Annotated in this window: 12 protein-coding genes; all 12 read left to right on the top strand. The window is 66.4% G+C overall.

What is annotated here, in order from left to right; all coding sequences use genetic code 11:
- Positions 1-1,011, top strand: a complete 1,011-nt coding sequence (locus FCT00_RS12940; RefSeq protein WP_138423360.1) for an ABC transporter permease — start codon at positions 1-3, stop codon at positions 1,009-1,011.
- The gene (locus FCT00_RS12935) at positions 1,008-1,844 is read left to right on the top strand and encodes an ABC transporter permease (RefSeq protein WP_138423359.1); all 837 of its coding nucleotides are present in this window, start codon (positions 1,008-1,010) and stop codon (positions 1,842-1,844) included. Before FCT00_RS12940 ends, FCT00_RS12935 begins: the two co-directional genes overlap by 4 nt.
- Positions 1,841-3,436, top strand: a complete 1,596-nt coding sequence (gene nikE / locus FCT00_RS12930) for a nickel ABC transporter ATP-binding protein NikE (protein ID WP_138423358.1) — start codon at positions 1,841-1,843, stop codon at positions 3,434-3,436. Before FCT00_RS12935 ends, nikE begins: the two co-directional genes overlap by 4 nt.
- On the top strand, positions 3,433-5,487 hold the full coding sequence (locus FCT00_RS12925) for a hydantoinase/oxoprolinase family protein (protein ID WP_138423357.1): 2,055 nt from the start codon (positions 3,433-3,435) through the stop codon (positions 5,485-5,487). The genes nikE and FCT00_RS12925 overlap by 4 nt, the downstream gene beginning before the upstream one ends.
- A complete protein-coding gene (locus FCT00_RS12920; protein ID WP_138423356.1) occupies positions 5,484-7,151 on the top strand; it encodes a hydantoinase B/oxoprolinase family protein in 1,668 nt (555 codons plus the stop codon). Before FCT00_RS12925 ends, FCT00_RS12920 begins: the two co-directional genes overlap by 4 nt.
- Positions 7,144-8,793: a hydantoinase B/oxoprolinase family protein gene (locus tag FCT00_RS12915; RefSeq protein WP_235889065.1), complete on the top strand. Its 1,650-nt coding sequence runs from the start codon at positions 7,144-7,146 to the stop codon at positions 8,791-8,793. Before FCT00_RS12920 ends, FCT00_RS12915 begins: the two co-directional genes overlap by 8 nt.
- Positions 8,790-9,134: a TIGR04076 family protein gene (locus FCT00_RS12910; RefSeq protein ID WP_008330019.1), complete on the top strand. Its 345-nt coding sequence runs from the start codon at positions 8,790-8,792 to the stop codon at positions 9,132-9,134. The genes FCT00_RS12915 and FCT00_RS12910 overlap by 4 nt, the downstream gene beginning before the upstream one ends.
- 2 nt (positions 9,135-9,136) lie before the next feature.
- Positions 9,137-10,189, top strand: coding sequence for an aldo/keto reductase (locus FCT00_RS12905; RefSeq protein ID WP_235889064.1), 1,053 nt, complete (start codon positions 9,137-9,139; stop codon positions 10,187-10,189).
- A gap of 1 nt (position 10,190) precedes the next feature.
- Positions 10,191-11,381, top strand: coding sequence for a M14 family metallopeptidase (locus tag FCT00_RS12900; protein WP_138423355.1), 1,191 nt, complete (start codon positions 10,191-10,193; stop codon positions 11,379-11,381).
- Positions 11,382-11,932: 551 nt separating this feature from the next.
- Positions 11,933-13,969 (top strand): phage tail sheath C-terminal domain-containing protein, encoded by a 2,037-nt coding sequence (locus tag FCT00_RS12895; protein WP_171042981.1) that lies wholly within the window; start codon positions 11,933-11,935, stop codon positions 13,967-13,969.
- Positions 13,970-13,981: 12 nt separating this feature from the next.
- The gene (locus tag FCT00_RS12890; protein ID WP_138423353.1) at positions 13,982-14,503 is read left to right on the top strand and encodes a phage tail protein; all 522 of its coding nucleotides are present in this window, start codon (positions 13,982-13,984) and stop codon (positions 14,501-14,503) included.
- Positions 14,500-15,225: a hypothetical protein gene (locus tag FCT00_RS12885; RefSeq protein WP_138423352.1), complete on the top strand. Its 726-nt coding sequence runs from the start codon at positions 14,500-14,502 to the stop codon at positions 15,223-15,225. The genes FCT00_RS12890 and FCT00_RS12885 overlap by 4 nt, the downstream gene beginning before the upstream one ends.
- Positions 15,226-15,446 lie beyond the last annotated feature (221 nt).

Genomic DNA, 15,446 nt, shown 5'->3' with positions numbered 1-15,446 from the left:
ATGCGCGTCGCCGCTTACGTCCTGAAAAGGCTTCTTCTGCTGATCCCGGTTCTCATCGGGGTCAGTCTGATCGCCTTTTTCCTGATCCGCCTCCTCCCGGGCGATCCGGTGCTTCTGATCGTCCCCGAAACGGCGACCGAGGCGGACATCGCGGCGGCGCGTGAACGGCTGGGTTTGGACCAGCCGATCCTGACGCAATATCTCAGCTATGTCGGCGGCGCGCTGACGGGGGATTTCGGAACGTCGATCACGACGAACCGCTCGATTTCCGCCGATCTGGCGCAGCGTATCCCGCTGACGCTTGAGCTTCTGATCTATTCCATGGCCGTGGCGCTGGTCCTCGCCGTGATCGGCGGCGTGGCGGCGGCACGGCACTGGCACAAGCTGCCCGACAAGGTTCTGCGCTTCGCCGCGCTCTTCGGCAACTCGGTGCCGGAGTTCTGGCTGGGCCTCATGCTCATCCTGCTTTTCTACCAAGGGCTGCACGTCGCCCCGCCGCCATCGGGCCGGGTGGACATGAACCTCGCCGTCCCCACGCACACCGGCTTTATCCTGATCGACACGCTGATCGCCGGGAACGGCAAGGCGTTCCTGTCGGCCCTTCATCATTTGATGCTTCCGGTCGCCACGCTGGCGATCACCGTGACCGCGCCGCTCCTGCGCTCTGTCCGCGCCTCGGCGCTCGAGGTGCTGGCGAGCGACAATTACCGCTGCGCCGCCGCCCATGGCCTTGCCCCGCGCGTTCTGCGCCAACGCTACCTGATGCGCCAGACGCTGACGCGGCTGCCCGCGCTTTCGGCCATCGTCTTCGGCAACCTTCTGGGCGGGTCGGTCCTGATCGAATACGTCTTCTCGTGGCAAGGGCTGGGGCAATGGGCGCTGCGCGGAATGCAGGTGCGTGACTACCCGGTCATTCAGGCCTTCGTCCTCGTCGCCGCGACCACCTACGTCCTCATCTTCCTGCTGGCCGATGTCATTCAGGCCGCGCTCGACCCACGGGTGAAGATGTGAGCGCGATCCTCGCCCTCCCGCGCCGGATCGTCCGGCTGCCGTCCATGGTCCTCGTGGGCCTCGCCATCCTTACGCTGGTCGCGCTCGCCGCCATCTTCGCGCCGTGGCTGACCGGCTGGGGGCCCGAGGAGATGGACATGATGTATTTCCTCGAAGGGCCGATGCCCGGTCACTGGCTTGGCACTGATGCCAACGGCATGGACGTGCTGAGCCGAATCCTGCACGGCGCGCGCATCGACCTTGGCGTCGCCATCGCCGCCGTCGCCATCGCCGTGACGCTCGGCACGCTAGTCGGCCTGATCTTCGGCTATGCGGGCGGATGGGTCGATCACGTCGGCATGCGCGTGCTCGACATGTTTCAGGCGTTCCCTGTGTTCATCCTCGCGCTCGCCGTCGCCGCGATCCTTGGCAATTCGATGATCAACCTGATCCTGACCATCGGCTTCATCAACGCGCCGCCCTATGCCCGCCTGATCCGTGCCGAGGTGCTGTCTTTACGGAATCGCACCTTTGTCGAAGCGGCTGAAGCGGCGGGCAATTCGCACATCTCGATGCTGTTTCGGCACCTCCTGCCGAACGCGCTGACCCCGATCCTCGTCATCGCGCCGCTCAACTGTGGCTGGGCAATCCTGATGCTGGCCTCGCTGTCCTTCGTCGGCCTCGGCGTTCCCGTGCCGGGGGCCGAATGGGGCGCGATGATTTCGGCGGGCGCGGCGGACATCGTGGGCGGGCGCTGGTGGACCGCGACCTTCCCCGGTATCGCGCTGTTCATCACCGTGCTGGGCTTCAACCTCGTGGGCGAGGGCCTTCAGGAGAAGGGGGTGAAGCGATGAGCGCCCTTCTGGACATCCGCGACCTCGCCGTGACCATCCCGACAGCCGAGGCCGAGGTGGAGGCGCTGCGCGGCGTGTCCCTGTCGCTGGCGCAGAACGAGGTCGTCGGCATCGTCGGTGAAAGCGGCGGGGGCAAGTCGATGATCGCGCGGGCGGTGACGCATATGCTGCCGGGGGCCGCGCGGATGACCGGCGGGATCGAACTGGACGGGCGGGACGTGGCCACGCTCGCCGGGCCGGACCTGCAAGCCTTTCGCGGCGGCGACGTGGCGCTTTGCTTCCAATCGCCGCGCTCGGCCCTCAGCCCCACGCGCACCGTGGGCAAGCAGATGGCTGACCGCTTTCGCGCCCATGCGCCCGGCGGTGACCTGCGCGCCCGAGCAGTTGAGGCGTTCAAGGCCGTCGGCCTGCGTGAGCCTGAGCGCCAGATCGACCGCTTCCCGCACGAAATGTCCGGCGGCATGTGCCAGCGCGTGATGATCGCGCTCGCGCTCGCCTGTTCGCCGCGCGTGCTGATCGCGGACGAGCCGACCACGGGGCTGGACGTCACTCTGACCGGAGAAATCCTTGATCTGATCGCAGCGCAGGCGCGGGATGGACGCGGGGTTCTCATCATCTCCCACGACATTGCGGCGCTGTCGAAAGTCTGCGACCGGCTTGTGGTGATCGAGGCGGGGCGGATCGTCGAAGACGGACCTACGGGCCAAGTGATCGGAACGCCGAAAGACCCCTACACTCGTCGCCTGATCGACGCGGTGCCCGACATTCGCCGGAAACGTGCCGTGACCGACGAAAAGCGCGGCGAAACCCTGATGGTTCTGTCCGACGTCGGCGTGACCTATCAGGGCCGGTTCGGGCGCAATCGCAAACCGGCGCTGGCTGGCGTGAACCTTGAAATCCGCAAGGGCGACACCATCGCCATCGTGGGCGAGTCCGGCTCAGGCAAATCCACCCTGTCGCGCACCATCATGGGGATGCTGAAGCCGACCACGGGCCGCGTCGATTTTCGCGGCACCGACATCGCGCGGCTGTCCTTCGGGCGCAAACGAGGCCTCCGGCGGCATATGCAGATGGTCTATCAAGACCCGCTGGATGCGCTCAATCCGCGCATGAGTGTCGAGGATATCGTCTCCGACCCCCTGCGCCTTGTCGAACGCGACGCCATGCGGCGGTCGGCGTTGATCGACCGCGCCCTGACGGAAGTGGGTTTGGACCCGTCCTTCCGCACCCGTCTGCCGCACGAATTGTCCGGCGGGCAGGCGCAGCGCGTCGGCCTTGCCCGTGCACTCGCTATCGACCCGGACCTTGTGGTGCTGGACGAACCGACCTCGGCGCTCGACGTCACCGTGCAGGCCCAGATCCTGACGCTGATCCGCCGCCTGACCGAACGGCGTGACCGGGCCTATGTGATGGTGTCCCACGACCTCGCCACCGTGCGCGCGCTCTGCGACCGGGTGGTCGTGGTCGACGCCGGGCGCATCGTCGAGGACGGCCCGACCGAACAGATTTTCACCGATCCGAAATCCCCCAAGACGCGGGCGCTGCTGGACGCCGCGCCGCATCTTGCCGATAGACCAAAGGAAGACGCATGAGCACTGACTACCGGATCGCCGTCGACATCGGCGGCACCTTCGTGGACGCGGTCGAACTGGACATGGCCACGGGTGCCTTCCGGTTCGAAAAGGCGCCGACCACGCCCGCCGCCCCCGCCGAGGGCGTGCTGGACGCCGTGGGCCGCCTGCGCGAAAGCCTGTCGGACGTGTCGATGTTCATTCACGGCACCACGCTGGGCCTGAACGCCGTGCTGGAGCGGCGCGGGGCCAAGACCGGGATCATCACGAACGACGGGTTTCGCGACATCTTCCTCGTGGGCCGGGGCAATGTGCCGGACGCGCACATGTACGACTTCCAGTATCAGCGGCCCGAAAGCCTTGTGCCGCGTCGCCGGATCGCGGGCGTGGTCGGGCGGCTCGACTACAAGGGGCGCGAGATCACGCCCTTGGACGAGGATGGCGTGCGCGAAGCCGCACGGCTTCTGGTCGAGGATCACGGGGTCGAGGCCATCGCGGTCGCCTATCTCTTTTCCTTCCGCAACCCGGCGCATGAACAGCGGTCCGCCGAAATCATCCGGGCGCTCTATCCGCAGGTGAAGGTTTCGGTCTCGTCCGACATCACCCGTGAGCACCGGGAATATGAGCGCACATCCACAACCGTGCTCGACGCCTACATCCGCCCGATCTTTGAACGCTACATTGACGAGCTGCGCGCGGCGCTGACCTCGCGCGACTTCAAAGGCCGGTTCGCCATCATGCGTTCCGGCGGCGGGGCGATGTCGGCGCAGGCCGCCAAGACCTCGCCCACGCAGACGGTGCTGTCCGGCCCGGCGGGCGGGTTGGTCGGCGGCGCGCTGATCGCGGAAATCCTTGAACGGCCCGACCTCGTGACCTTCGACGTGGGCGGCACGTCGCTCGACGTGTGCCTGATCGAAGGCACCGTGCCGCAGGTCGCGCATGAGGCCGCGCTTGAGAACCTGCCGCTCCTCATTCCGACCTATGACATCCGCACGATCGGCGCGGGCGGCGGGTCCATCGCGGCGATGGAGGCGGGGCTGCTCAAGGTCGGGCCGCGCTCGGCCTCCGCCGTTCCGGGGCCGATCTGCTACCGGCGCGGCGGGACCGAGCCGACCGTGACCGACGCGGCGCTGGTGCTGGGCTACATGGACCCCGAGAGCTTTCTGGGGGGCCGCATGACCCTTGACGCAGACGGCGCGCGTGAGGGCATCGAAGCGCAGATCGCCGGGCCGCTGGGGCTGGACGCAACGCAGGCCGCCGCGCGGATCTATGACGTGATGGTCGCAAAGAACATCGGTGCCGTGCGGCAGTTGACCGTGGAACGGGGCCGCGACCCCGCCGATTTCTCGCTGCTGGCCTTCGGCGGCGCTGGCCCGCTCATCGCGCCGCTTGTCGCGCGCGAGATGGGGCTGGCCGAATGCATCGTGCCGCTGCTGCCCTCGGGCTTTTCGGCCTGGGGGATGCTGGGGGCCGACATCGTTGACGATTTCGCCCAGACCGACCTGACTGTGCTGGGGCAGGGCGACCTGTCCACCGTTGCCGACAAGTTCAATGCGATGGAGGCGGAGGCCGCAGCCTCGCTCGAAGCGCAGGGCGTGGGCACGGGCGACGCGCTGATGGAGCGTCAACTGGAGCTTCGCTATCTGGGCCAGGAGCACGCGCTGACCCTGACGGTCGGGGCTACGCTGGACGAGGCCGACCTGACCGCCCGTTTCGCGGACGCCCACCGCGCGCTTTACGGTCACGCGATGGAAAGCCCGGTGCAGGTGCTGACGACCCGCGTGCGTGGGATCGGGCGGACCCGCAAGCCGACGATGGTTAAGGCCGACGCGCCCGCGACGCCCCCCGCGATGCCCGCCCCGACCGCCACGCGCCCAGCCTACTGCTTCGCCCGGCGCGAGATGGTCGATTTCGCGGTCTACGCGCGCGACACGCTCCCGGCCTTCGCGGCCTTCCACGGTCCCGCGCTGGTGGACGAAGGCACCTCCGTCACCGTCATCCACTCGGATCAGTCGGTCGAGGTGAACGCCTACGGCCACCTCGTCATCACGCAGGAAGGAGACGCGGCATGACCACGGTAGACGGCGCCTTCACCGAGATCGTCCAAAGCTATCTGTCGGCAGCGGCGAACGAGATGAAGGCCACGCTGGTGCGCACCAGCTTCAACCCGGTGATCTACGAAGTGCTCGACTTCGGGATCAGCGTCTATGACGACAAGCTGGACCTGATCGCGGAAGCGCCGGGGCTGACGTTCTTCCTTGGCGCGAACGATTACGCGGTGCGCCGGGTGCTGGACTATTACGGGCGCGAGAACCTGAAAGAGGGCGACGTCCTGATCTCGAACTACCCCTACTGGAACGGCGCGCACGCGGCGGATGCAACGCTGATGGCCCCGGTGTTCGACGAGGACGGCAAGTTGTTCTCGGTCATGCTGATCCGGGCGCACTGGATGGACCTTGGGGCGAAAGACCCCGGATATGTGCTCGACAGCACCGACATGCACCAAGAGGGGCTGGTGTTTCCCGGCACCAAGGTGTTCTCGGATGGCAAGCCCGTGCAGGAGATCATCGAGCTTATCAAGTTCAACAGCCGGATGCCCGAACACGTGCTGGGCGACCTGAACGCCCAAGTTGCGGCGCTGCGCACGGGCGAGCGGCGGCTCCACGAGATCCTCAAGAAATTCGGGCGCGCCGATCTGGAAGCCGCGATTGCCGCGATCCAGACCCACGGCGAGACGATGACCGCCGAGGCGCTGAAATCGCTGCCCAAAGGAAGCTGGAGCGCCGAGGACATTCTGGATGACGACGGGATCGGGGACGATCCGGTGCCGATGAAGGTGACGGTCACGATCACCGACGACGATTTCACGATCGACTTCGATGGCTCTTCGGGCGCGGCCAAGGGGCCGATCAACATGCCCTTCGGCGCGACGCAGGCGATCTGCAAGACGGTGTTCAAGTCGCTGACCACGCCGCACCACGTCTCGAACGCGGGCCAGATGCGCGCGCTCAAGGTCAAGGCCGAGGAAGGCACGCTGTTCCACGCGAAATACCCCGCGCCGACCTATACGCTCTGGACCGGGATCGTGGCGCTGGAGCTTGTGTTCAAAGCTATCGCGCAGGCGATCCCGGATCGGCTGGCCGCCTCGTCGGGTGGCGATGTGCCCGGCTTCATGATGATCGGCACGCACCCGGACACGGGCCAGATGTTCGCGATCTCGAACAACGAAGCCTGCGGTTGGGGCGCAAGTCCAGATCACGACGGGGCAAGCGGGCTTTTGCACCTGTCCGAGGCCATCGTGCGCACCACCCCGCTCGAGGTGATGGAGACCAAGACAACCATGCTCATGGAGCGGGTGGAACTGACCCCCGACAGCGGCGGGGCGGGGACGCACCGCGGCGGCGCTGGCGTGACACGGGTGATCCGGTTCCTGGATGACGGCGAATTCCTGACCGTTGTGAAAAAGACGAAAAGCCCGCCATGGGCGCTGAATGGCGGGGTGCAGCCTGCGGCGAACCGCGTGACGCTGTTCCCCGGCACCGACCGCGAACGCGACGTGTCCACCCAACGCACGCCGGTCAAGGCGGGCGACCGTATCCGGGTCATGTCGGCGGGCGGCGGCGGTCATGGCGACCCTGCTGGACGTTCCCGCGAGGCCATCGCGGCAGACATTGCCGAGGGCTACGTGACCCTTGCAGCGGCCAAGCGTGACTATGGGTATGAGCCGGATGCCTGATCCCGCCCGCGATATCGACGGGGCCGAGGTGGAAATCCTGCGCGCCCGCCTTGGCTCGGTCGCCGAGGAGATGCGCACGACGCTCAAGCGCACCGCGTTCTCCCCGGTGATCTACGAGGTGCTCGACTTCGGGATCAGCGTCTATGACGCGAACCTCGACCTGATCGCGGAAGCGCCGGGGCTGGCGCGGTTCCTTGGTGCCAACGATTTCGCCGTGCCGACCGTGATCCGCCACGTCGGCGCGGACACGCTGAACCCCGGCGACGTCGTGGTCGCGAATTATCCTTACTGGAACGCCGCCCACGTCTCGGACGTCAGCCTGATCGCGCCGGTCTTCGTGCCGGGGCGCGATGCGCCCTTCGCCTATCTTTGCGTGCGGGCGCACTGGATCGACATGGGGGCCAAGGACGCGGGCTACGTGCTCGACTCGACGGACATGCATCAGGAGGGGCTGATCCTTCCGGGGCTGAAACTGGTCAAGGGCGGCGTGCCCGACCGGGAATTGTTCGAGCTGATCCGCTTCAACAGCCGGATGCCGGACGTGCTTATGGGCGATATCGAGGCGCAGCTTGGCGCGTTGAAGGTGGGCGAGCGGCGGCTCGTCGCACTGGTGGGCAACTTCGGCGTGGACCGGGTCGAGGCCGGGATCGCCAAACTCATCGCCTATGGCGAAGACGTGGCGCGCCGGGCGCTTGCCGATCTGCCGGAAGGTGAGTGGGAGGCTGAGGACTGGATGGAGGGCGACGGGATCACCGACGACCCGATCCTGATGAAGGTTCGCGTCACGCACCGGAACGGTCGCATGACCATGGATTTCTCCGGCTCCGCGCCGACCGCCAAAGGCCCCGTGAACCTGCCGCTCGGGTCCACGATGGCCACGGCCAAGGTGGCGTTCAAGGCGCTGACCTCGCCGGGAATGCCCACCAACGCGGGCCACATGCGCCCGCTCGATGTGATCGCGGAACCGGGCACGATCTTTCACGCCGAATACCCCGCGCCGACCTATACCCAGTGGACCGGGCTAATCGCGCTGGAACTGATCTACGCCGCGCTGGCCAAAGGGATGCCGAACCGCGTTCAGGCGTCCTCAGGCGGCGACGTGCCGGGGTTCATGATGATCGGGACGCACCCCGACACGGGCCAGCCTTTCGCGCTGTCCAACAACGAAGGCGTTGGCTGGGGCGCGACGGCGACCCATGACGGCAAGGTGGCGGGCAGCCACCTGACCCAGACCGTCGTGCGCAACACGCCTGTCGAGATCATGGAGACGCGCACAGCGATGCGCGTCGAACGGCTGGAACTCAGGGCGGGCAGCTTCGGAAACGGCGAGTATCGCGGCGGGCCGGGGATCACCCGCGACATCACCTTCACCGCGCCGGGCGAGTTCCTGTCGATTGCCAAAAAGACGCTGACTCGGCCCTGGGGCCTGAATGGCGGGGGCGAGCCGGAGCCGACCCGGTTCACCTATTTCCCCGGCACGGACCGCGAGCGGCGCATCGGCACATGGCGCACCCGCGTCGAACCCGGCGACCGGGTGCGGGTCGAGACGGCGGGGGGCGCGGGTTATGGCGATGCCGCCCGGCGCGACCCGGAAGCCGACGCTGCCGACCGTGCCGACGGACTGACGGAGGAGACCGTATGACAGACGATACATTCGAACTTTACGACCTGCGCGTCGAAGTCGTCCGCTCCGGCCCCGGCCAAATCTATTGCGGGCAGGAAGGCGACTATTTCGAACTGCGCGGCGAGATGCTGCATCTGCCCGAGGGACAGGGGTTCTCGATCTACTCCCTGTCCGCCGTCCTGCCGCTGCTCGCCGCCAAGCAACGCGAAACCCACCCGAACGACTGGATGAGCACGGATGCCGCCTGTGCCTGTCCCGACCCGAATTGCCCGACCCGGCTGCGCATCACCCGGATCGGAAAACGCACATTCAGCCATGCCGCGACGACCGCCGTGCCGCTGACCGAGACCGAGGAGTGAACATGAGTGACATGGAACGCGCCGAGATGGGCGATGGATATTCCATCAGCCGCATCATCAAGGGGGGCTGGCATCTGGCCGGTGGCCACGGGAAGATCGACGAACGCCAAGCCGTGCGCGAGATGTATGCCTACATGGAGGCCGAGATCACCGCCTTCGATTGCGCCGACATCTACACCGGTGTCGAAGACCTGATCGGCGCGTTCCGCCGTGATGCCAAGGCTAACGGGCGGACCGACCTGCTGGACAGGCTCAAGGTCCATACCAAATGCGTGCCCGACCTCGACAAGCTCGCGACGATCCAGAAACGGGACGTTGAGGCGACCATCGACCGTTCGCTTCGCCGTCTGGATGCCGAGCGGCTCGACCTCGTGCAGTTTCACTGGTGGGATCTGGGGGTGCCGCGCTACCTTGAAGTGGCCTCGTGGCTGTCCGAGATGCAGGCGGCGGGCAAGATCGACCGGCTCGGGACCACAAACTACAACACGGACTGCATGATCGCGCTGGACGGTGCCGGGTTCGACATGACTTCGATCCAGCTTCAGTATTCACTGATCGACCGCCGCCCGCGGAAACGCATGGTCGATTTCTGTGCCGCCAAGGGCATCAACCTCTTGTGCTACGGCACTGTCGCGGGCGGGTTCCTTTCTGACAAATGGCTGGGCGTGGACGAACCGACCGGGGCGCTCGAGAACCGGTCGCTGACGAAATACAAACTCATCATCGAAGACATCGGCGGGTGGGACGTGTTCCAGTCGCTTCTGCGACTGCTGCGCGACATCGCGGACAAGCACGACACCGACATCGCCTCCATCGCCATGCGCGCCATGCTGCTCGAGCCGCAAGTGACGGCGATCATCGTGGGGGTGCGACACGACGGCCACCTCGGCCGCCACGCGCGCGTGTTCGACATCGCGCTCGACGACGAAGATCTTGCACGGATCGAGGCCGAGCTCGACCGTCACGACGTGGTCGATGGCGACGTCTACGACGTCGAGCGCGACCGAGACGGCCGCCATGGCCGGATCATGAAATACAACCTGAACGAGGCCTGACATGACCCTTTCGATCAGCGGCAACATCCCGCAGGGGCGCATCAACGTGATCGACGCCTCGGACCCGTCCAACATCCGGCTGTCCCTGCCGAAAGACCCCGGAACCCCGTTCTTCGCATGGTATTACTTCCGCGTCTCGGGCGCGCGCGGCGTGCCGCTGACCTTCGTGTTCGAGGACATCGAGGCCAGCGTCGCCAACCGTATGGACAACCGCGACGATGTGGAGGACGCCTGGACCAACACAGGGCCGCTGGTCAGCGAGGATGGCGAGACCTGGTTTCGCGTGCCTGCCGTTTCGGATGGCGAGACATGGACATTCAGCTACACGCCCAAGGGCGACCTCGTCACATTCGCCGAGTTTCCGCCCTTCGGCCCCGAACGCGATCAGGCGCTGACCTACCGGGCGCTGAAAGACCCCGACGTGCGGCTCGAGGTGATCGGCCAGTCGGTTCAGGGCCGCCCCATCGACCTCCTGACCTTCGGCACGCCCGGACCCGACAGGCCGAACCTTTGGATCACCACGCGCCAGCACCCGTCCGAGACGCAGGGCGGGTTCTTCCTCGAAGGGCTGTTCGACCGATTGCTCGACCCCTATGACGCCGCCGCGCGGGTGCTGCGGGAACAAGCGGTGCTCTACATCGTGCCGAATGCGAACCCCGACGGAAACGCGCTCGGGCTGTCACGGGCCAATGCGGCCGGTGCGAACCTCAACCGGGAATGGGAAAGCCCGGATCCCGAACGCGCCCCGGAAGTGGTGGCGATCCGTGAGCAGATGCTTGCACGCGGTCTGGATTTCTTCCTCGACGGTCATTCCGACAACGAGTTGCGCTGCAACTTCATCTGGCCGTCCGAGAATGTTCCGACATGGACGCCCGACCGTTGGGACATCTTCCGGACCTTCGAGACGGCGCTGGACGCGGCGTCGCCCGACTATGAAACCGGACACCCCTATCCGGGCGGTGCGGCGCCCGCCGTTGCCGATCTTGGCATGGCATGGAACTGGGTCGGCGCGGCGTTCCCCAAATCCCTTTCGGTTCTCTTGGAACAAGCCACGAAGGATACCACCTTGCACCCGATGGCGGGGCAGGGGTGGCTCCCGCAACGGGCGCGCGGACTGGGGCGCGATATCGTGCCCGCTTTGCTGGCCGTCGTCCCGCATCTCAGCCGGCAAGGACGCGCCGAACCCTACTGACCGGACCGCCGCGACCCCTGCGGATTGGCGCGGTTCATCGGATTGGCGGTGATCCTGCCCGCAACAGTCCGTTTTCAGCTTGGGCAACCCTCCGGCCACCCTGTTTCAGAACACGTCGAAACGGCTTTATTTCAAGGCCACCCGCGCCACCGGACCGGGCGGTCGGCACGCACAACGGGCAGGCGGCGTTCGCCGGATGTTCGACCCGCGCGGCCTTTTCTTGCGGATCTGACAAGCAACACCCGGCGGCGTCAAATTCACGCTTGATTTCAAAATCTTGCGTCGCGCGCCGCCCGATCGGCCCGCGTGGGAGCTCGAAATCGAACGGGCCGTCGCGCCCACCCGGCCGGACGCGCGAGTGTTGACTCGCCAATCGGTTCTAGCGCAGCGTGAAGGCGAACCACGAGGAATCGCTAAGTATTTTGACGGCGGCCACCCGGACAGGGCGGCTCTCGTGGTGGTCTCTCTGTGGCTCATGACTTGATTGATTGCGGTCCGGTCCGCGCATGTCGCGCGATCCGGGAAAACGAATTTCAGGAGGTATGGCGGCCATGCTGCAACTCAAACATCCGGGCGTCTACACTCAGGAACTGCCAAGTGGCGTGCGGCCTATCACGGGCGCGTCCACCTCGGTCGCGCTGTTCGTCGGCCCCACGGTGACCGGGATCGACGACAGGCCGATCCGTATCTTCAGCTTCGCGGATTTCGAGCGCGCGTTCGGGGGCCTCAGCCAGACCTCGAACCTGTCCTATTCCGTGCTCCACTTCTTCGCCAACGGCGGGTCCGAGGCCTATGTCCTGCGGGTGCCGCCGGAGGGGGCCGTCGCGGCCTCAAGCGGGTTCAAACGGGCGGATACGGACACCCAGACCTCTCTCACCGTCACCGCCCTGTCCTCCGGCGCGGCCTCGAACGAGATTTTCGTGGCTTTCGACGCCTTCGGGATCGAAGCCGACCCCTTCGGCGAAGACGGGGATGCCAAGCGGTTCAACATGACGATCACCGACCGGGCCACAGGCCGCGTCGAGCGATTTGGCGACATCTCGACCTCGTCGTCTTCGGCCCGCTTCGCACCGCTCGTGGTGAACGACGCGGGCCTCGGCTCGCAAATCGTCGGCGTCGAGGTGAACGGCATCGACAACCCCGCGCCCGAAACGACCGGGTCGGTCTATGCGATCGGGACCGCCCCGACCCCGGGCACCTTCGGTGCGGACGTCAAGGTCAAGCTGTCGGTCACCTTCCCGAAAGCCGACGGCACCCCTGATCCGGCGGCCTCGATCGACGGGCACGAGATCACGGTGTTTCCGTCCGGTAAGGCCCAGCCCGCCACGCCGCTCGAACTCGCCAAGAAACTGACCGCCGCCATCGCCGGTGCGATTGCCGAGAACGAACCGCTCAAGGCGAAAATGGGTAACTACGCGGTGGTCGCGACGGCGGAAGAGGGCGGCGCGTTCCTGCGCCTGATGTTGAGTGCCCCGGTCGGCTCGGCCACGCAGGCCCGGCGCACGGACGGGACCGTCACCCTTTCCGCGCCCACATCCGGCACCAACCTGATCGCGACCTACGGGCTCGACGCCAAGACCGAAGGTCCGTCGCGCTACCAACTCGGCGCGAAATACCCGGCGGCCCATGTGAATGTGAGCGGGCTGGTTCCCGGCGCGACCGGACAAAGCCACGGGCAGCCGACATCGGACGACTTCAAGTCTGCGATCACGGCGTTGGAGGAACCCGACCCGTTCTTCAACATCCTCTGCCTGCCCGACATCGTGCGACCCAGTCCGGGCGACCCCAACGCGCCGCAGCATTCCAATTACGGCGCGGTCTATGGCGAGGCCGCGCGCATCTGCGACAAGAAATTCGCCTTTCTCCTGATCGACCCACCGCCCGACGTGACCACCTATTTGGGGGCCGAGGCGTGGAAAAGCGGGCGTTTCACCTTCGCTTCGGAACATGCGGCCGCCTATTTCCCGAACATCCGGGTGGACGAGCCGCTCGTGCCCGGCAGCATCCGGACGCATCCGCCGTCGGGCGCGATTGCGGGGCTTTATGCCCGCACCGATGCGGAGGCGGGCGTCTGGCAGGCACCAGCCGGGACCAAAGCGGTTCTGACCGGCGTCTACGGCCCGGCGGTGGACCTGTCCGACAGCCACCACGGCGTGCTCAACCCCGTCGGCCTGAACGTGATCCGCAAATTCCCGATCTACGGAACGGTCGCATTCGGGTCGCGCACGGTGGACGGCGCCGATGCGAAAGGGAGCGAATACAAATACATCCCCGTGCGGCGCACCGCGAACTACATCCTGCGCTCGCTGTCCGAGGGGCTGCGCTGGGCGGTCCACCAGCCCAACGGCGACGAATTGTGGTCGCAGATCCGCGTCAACGTGAATGCCTTCATGCAACGGCTGTTTCGCGCGGGTGCCTTCAAGGGCGTCACGGCGCAGGAGGCGTTCTTCGTGGCCTGTGACGCATCGACGACGCCGCAGAGCGACATCGATCTTGGCATTGTCAACGTGGTGGTCGGGTTCGCGCCGCTGAAACCGGCGGAATTCGTCGTGATCTCACTTCAACAGATGGTCCAGGCAGCGGAATAAGGAGCGGACGGCATGGCACAATTTTCGGTAAACGCGCGGCGTCTCGACCCCTACAAGAACTTCAAGTTCCGCGTGAAATGGGATGGCGATTATGTCGCGGGGGTGTCCAAGGTCTCGACACTGAAGCGGTCGACCGAGGTCATCAAGCACCGCTCCGGCGGCGATCCATCGACCTCGTTCAAGGCGCCCGGACGCACGGAGTATGAGCCGATCACGCTGGAACAGGGGGTCACCCATGACCGCCGGTTCGAAGCCTGGGCGAACAAGGTCTGGGCTTATGGAACCAAGCCGGGGGGCGAGGTGTCGCTGGATGATTTCCGAAAGGACATCATCATCGAACTGATGAACGAGGCGGGGCAGGTCGTCATGACCTACAACGTGTTCCGGGCCTGGGTTTCGGAATACGAGGCGTTGCCGGACCTGGACGCGAATGCGAACGCGGTGGCCATCGCGAAAATCAAGCTTGAGTATGAAGGGTGGGCACGTGACCGCGCGGTGGTCGAGCCGAAGGAGCCGACCTTCGCAACGCCATGACCCGACGTGATCTGACTGCGGCCGATGTTCTGGACGCTTGGCGCATCGGTGATCCGGCCCCGCCCCATCTGCGTTTGGCGCGGTTGATGGCCGTGTTCGTGCCGGGCGAAACGCTTAGGACCGATACGCTGGGCGCGCGCAACCAGCGTGTGATCCGGCTGGGCCGCGCCCTTCTGGGCGATGCGCTGGAGGCGCGTCTGACCTGCCTGTCCTGCGGGACCGAGATCGAATTCGCGGTACCCGAGGACGCGATCTTGTCAGCCTCGGTGCCGGACCCGGACACGGTCGTCGCGGTCACCGTCGACGGTCAGGTGCATCGGTTCCGCGTGCCGACCATGGCCGACCTCGATGCCGCAGTGGATGCGCTGGATCTGACCCGGCGCTGTGCGCTGGACGATACGCCCTTTCCCGAGGCGGGTCTGCCCGCGCTGGAGGCGGCTTTCGCGTCCCACGATCCGGCGGGGGACATCCGCATCGACACGGCCTGTCCCGAATGCGGGGCCGAGACGGAGGCGAGCGTCGAACCGGCGGGTTTCGTCGCGGCAGGCATCGACCGGCTGTACCGCGCGCTCCTGACCGAAGTCGATTGTCTGGCGCGCGTCTATGGGTGGACCGAGGGCGAAGTCCTCTCGCTGCCGACCGACCGGCGGCGCGCCTATGTCGCCATGGTGACGGCCCGGGCGGCGCAGGCGCGGGTTCCGGGCCGGAGGGTTCTGGGATGAGCGGGTATTTCAACGCTTTGCGCCGCGCGGCGACCGGTCGGCCCGGCGACGCCGCGCCCCGCGTGCCGTCCCGGTTCGAAGGGGGCATCGACCGGGGTGGCCCTGACGGGATGCACTTCACCGAAGAGGCGGACGAGGACACAAGGCCGGACGCGACTTCACTGCCTGCACCCAAGACGCCGCCGCACACGGTCAGAACGTCTAAGGCCGACGACCCACTG

The organism is Maritimibacter alexandrii, from assembly GCF_005871115.1.
GTDB lineage: Bacteria > Pseudomonadota > Alphaproteobacteria > Rhodobacterales > Rhodobacteraceae > Maritimibacter > Maritimibacter alkaliphilus.
Note: the sequence above shows the minus strand (reverse complement) of the source record. Positions and strands in the feature narration are given on the sequence as shown.

Bases quoted from the DNA above. Each gene is read 5' to 3' on its own strand.
- FCT00_RS12890 (WP_138423353.1), top strand. From the start codon at position 13,982: ATGGCACAATTTTCGGTAAACGCGCGGCGTCTCGACCCCTACAAGAAC.
- nikE (WP_138423358.1), top strand. From the start codon at position 1,841: ATGAGCGCCCTTCTGGACATCCGCGACCTCGCCGTGACCATCCCGACA.
- FCT00_RS12895 (WP_171042981.1), top strand. From the start codon at position 11,933: ATGCTGCAACTCAAACATCCGGGCGTCTACACTCAGGAACTGCCAAGT.
- FCT00_RS12905 (WP_235889064.1), top strand. From the start codon at position 9,137: ATGAGTGACATGGAACGCGCCGAGATGGGCGATGGATATTCCATCAGC.
- FCT00_RS12920 (WP_138423356.1), top strand. From the start codon at position 5,484: ATGACCACGGTAGACGGCGCCTTCACCGAGATCGTCCAAAGCTATCTG.
- FCT00_RS12915 (WP_235889065.1), top strand. From the start codon at position 7,144: ATGCCTGATCCCGCCCGCGATATCGACGGGGCCGAGGTGGAAATCCTG.
- FCT00_RS12940 (WP_138423360.1), top strand. From the start codon at position 1: ATGCGCGTCGCCGCTTACGTCCTGAAAAGGCTTCTTCTGCTGATCCCG.
- FCT00_RS12925 (WP_138423357.1), top strand. From the start codon at position 3,433: ATGAGCACTGACTACCGGATCGCCGTCGACATCGGCGGCACCTTCGTG.
- FCT00_RS12900 (WP_138423355.1), top strand. From the start codon at position 10,191: ATGACCCTTTCGATCAGCGGCAACATCCCGCAGGGGCGCATCAACGTG.
- FCT00_RS12910 (WP_008330019.1), top strand. From the start codon at position 8,790: ATGACAGACGATACATTCGAACTTTACGACCTGCGCGTCGAAGTCGTC.
- FCT00_RS12885 (WP_138423352.1), top strand. From the start codon at position 14,500: ATGACCCGACGTGATCTGACTGCGGCCGATGTTCTGGACGCTTGGCGC.